The organism is Microcystis aeruginosa NIES-4325 (genome assembly GCF_008974145.1).
In the GTDB taxonomy this organism is placed as follows: Bacteria; Cyanobacteriota; Cyanobacteriia; order Cyanobacteriales; family Microcystaceae; genus Microcystis; species Microcystis aeruginosa_G.
In genome coordinates, this window is sequence record NZ_BJKP01000109.1 from 1 (window position 1) to 670 (window position 670).

The 670-nt window shown below is 41.6% G+C and carries 1 pseudogene; it reads left to right on the forward strand.

The window, feature by feature from the left end:
• A pseudogene (locus MiAbW_RS19195) lies at positions 1-450 on the forward strand (methyltransferase regulatory domain-containing protein); the annotation flags it as partial.
• Positions 451-670 lie beyond the last annotated feature (220 nt).

Below are 670 nucleotides of genomic sequence, written 5' to 3' on the forward strand. Positions count from 1 at the left end.
TATTTTAATCAGGAATGGAATTCTTTTTACTTCGATGAAGTGGCGAAAGAATCAGAGGATGCTAAACTTAAATATGTGGGTTCCGCTCATATTAATGACCATATCGATATGGTCAATCTCTCAGCAGCAGCTCAAGAGAAATTAGCCAAAATCAGCGACCCAATCTATCGGGAAGTGGTGCGAGATTTTTTTGTTAATACCCAATTCCGCCGTGATATTTTTATTCGAGGCTCGTTAGGTTTAACCACCCAAGAACAGGTTAAACAACTACAAGAAACCTGGTTTGCCCTGATTGTTAATCCCGCACGTATCAAGTTCGAGCAGCAGTTTACCGTGGGAGAAGTTAAGTTACAGGAGGCAGTTTATCAGCCAATTTGTCAGGTTTTGGCGGAATCTCCCCAAACTTTACTGCAACTGCAAAATCACCCTAAAAACTCAAATATTAACTTATAGCGTTTACTGTTCGCAAGAGGTACATTATCAATGTTGAAAAGCTTAATCAGCAAAGGTTTAACTGTGCCACCCAGGTGTGAGAAACGCTATAATTAAATTCTCGAAAGATGGAGAAGATGGAGTAATTGTCAGGCTGCATCGCTTTCACTAGCGGGGAATATTGACCCCGACAATTGCCACTTTTCCAGGGTATCGGGGGAAGCACCCAGAATCTGAG